The sequence below is a fragment of the Hyella patelloides LEGE 07179 genome (assembly GCF_900659865.1).
GTDB classification, from domain to species: domain Bacteria; phylum Cyanobacteriota; class Cyanobacteriia; order Cyanobacteriales; family Xenococcaceae; genus Hyella; species Hyella patelloides.
In genome coordinates this window covers 1-2451 of record NZ_LR214241.1, presented here as the reverse complement: position 1 = coordinate 2451, position 2451 = coordinate 1, and the positions used below count along the sequence as shown (strand labels likewise).

At 38.1% G+C, this 2451-nt stretch carries 2 protein-coding genes; one reads left to right on the top strand and one right to left on the bottom strand.

From position 1 onward, the window contains the following. Nucleotides 1-1377, bottom strand: a 1377-nt coding sequence (locus H1P_RS32695; RefSeq protein WP_144875568.1) for an ABC1 kinase family protein, incomplete at its 3' end; no start/stop codon positions are given. 288 nt (nt 1378-1665) lie between these two features. On the opposite strand from H1P_RS32695, the gene H1P_RS32690 reads away from it, so the two are divergent. After that, a complete protein-coding gene (locus tag H1P_RS32690) occupies nt 1666-2397 on the top strand; it encodes a glycosyltransferase family 39 protein (RefSeq protein ID WP_144875566.1) in 732 nt (243 codons plus the stop codon). The last annotated feature ends 54 nt before the right edge of the window (nt 2398-2451 follow it).

Here is a 2451-nt window from a genome sequence, read left to right as displayed (position 1 = left end):
ATAAGCTTTGCTGAGTACTTTAAAGTCTGGCTCGATACCAATAGCAATCCCTTCTAGAGTAACCATCGAACGAATAATCAGCGCGTAATAAGCAGGAACGCGGAAAGGAAACTCGTACATCATGGCTGACATTTCGTCGGTGATGCTTTTAAAGTTAAGTTCAGCCACACTAGCACCCAACGCATTACCAAACACATTGGCTAATGCTGGAATAATCGGCTCAAGGTTGGTATCGGGTGTTAGGAAGTCTAACTTAATGTAATCTTGGGCTAAAGAATCAAAATCACGGTTTACTAAATGCACCACTGCTTCAATTAAGCCATAACGTTGATAAGGTTTGATACGGCTCATCATGCCGAAATCAAGATAAGCTAACCTTCCATCAGGCATTGCTAATAGATTACCAGGGTGGGGGTCAGCATGGAAGAAGCCATGCTCTAATAACTGGCGTAGAGAACATTCCACTCCTACCTCTACCAAGTGAGTAGCATCAATACCCTGTGCTTGCACTTTTTCGATATCAGTTAGTTTTGTCCCTGTAACCCATTCCATTGTCAGGACTCTTCTTGCTGTATATTCCCAATAAATTTTAGGAACATAAATCTCTTCTATGTAGCCGTAAAGCTTTTTAAATTTGTCTGCGTTGCGCCCTTCTTGTCTGTAGTTGATTTCTTCAAAGATACGCTCGGCTAATTCGTCTGCAATAGCTACTAAATCAGACCTTACTTGCTTGATATTATTTTGTATCCAAGCAGCAATCACACGCAGGATATAAATATCTAGAGTAATACGACGAATCAAGTCAGGACGCTGCACTTTTACAGCAACATCTTCTCCTGTTTTTAATTTGGCGCGATAAACCTGTCCTAAAGATGCAGCAGCAATCGGGTCAGGAGAGATTTCTGCATAAATTTCTTCTGGTCTTTTACCTAACTCCTCTTCAATAAAGCGAAACGCTATTTCGTTAGAAAAGGAAGGAATTTGGTCTTGTAAGACTGATAGTTCTTCTAAATAGATAGGAGATACTAAGTCTGGTCTAGTAGACAGTGCTTGACCGATTTTGATATAAGCTGGGCCTAATTTCGTAACGATATCTCTAACTCTAATTGCTCGCTTGCGTTCTTTAACTGGATTATCGCCTGTGGTTTTATCCCACCAAGATCCTAGTGCGAAGAAAGCAAAAGGTAAAGCAATCGTAATTAATCTACCTAAAACTTGAAAAGGTCTTCCGCGATACTGGCTATCAATGCGTTCTGGACTATAACGCCAGTCTGCATCTGGCTCTTCAAAATCGATGTCTACGTCATCAGGGATAGCAGAAGCAGTAACATCTATTTCTTTGGGGGGTGAAATTGTAGACAAAGTTGATTGAGCCATAGAATTTAGCAGGAGGTTGGATTCTTTTGTAAATAATTGTAACAACCAAAGGGTTAAACATCATCTATCTTTTAGTTTACCAAGGGAAAAAGTAAGAAGGATGAGGGATGGTGGTCAGCGGGATAATATCGCCTTCAGGCGTTTATACCCGTCGCATTGGGTGTTTATCCCCATCGCATTTGGGGGCAAAGGAACGCTGACCAAGACAGGGATGAAGAAAGAGAAATTAATTAGTTCCTAATAATTATTAACTAACGACCAACGACCAACGACCAACAACGAACAAAAATGAAACTTAAATTAAATAGCAATTTTTGGTTAATCGCAATTATTGTATTGGCTGCGGTGTTACGGATTTGTTGGCTGGAGGAAGCACCGAACACTTTTTCGACTGATGAAGCTTCCAATGGTTATGATGCTTATTCTATCTTATTAACGCAACGCGATCGCTATGGTAATTTGTTACCTATCTTATTACAAGCTTTTAATGATTCCCGTGAGTCTTTATATGTTTTTCTAATTATTCCGTTTATCAAGCTGTGGGGATTGAATGAATTTAGCGTTCGCTTTCCTTCTGCTTTAGCAGGAGTTTTAACTGTTCCCATAGTTTATTGTTTAGCTCAAGAGTTATTTAAAAAACAAAAGATTGCGCTATTTGCTGCTTTACTAGTGGCTATTAGCCCTTGGAGTATTTATTTTAGTCGTTTGGCTTTTCGAGCTAATTTATTTCCTTTAGTTTTTTGTTTGGGATTACTTTTTTTTTGCAGAAGTTGGCGTAAACCATACTATTTAATTTTTAGTAGTTTATGTTTTGGTATCAGTTTGCATACTTACTCTGCTGCTAGGGTATTTGTGCCTTTTTTTCTCTTAGGTCTATTGGCGATTTGTTACCGTAGATTAATAAAATCCCCTTTTATTACTATTGTTTCAATAATAACATTTTTGGTTTTTTTTTATTTTCTTCTTGCAGTTTTGGCTATCTCCTCAAGGAACAACAAGGCTAGCAGAAACAGGTATTGAAACTAATATTTTTCTTGTTATTTTATATTATCTTTCTTATTTAGAACCAGTATT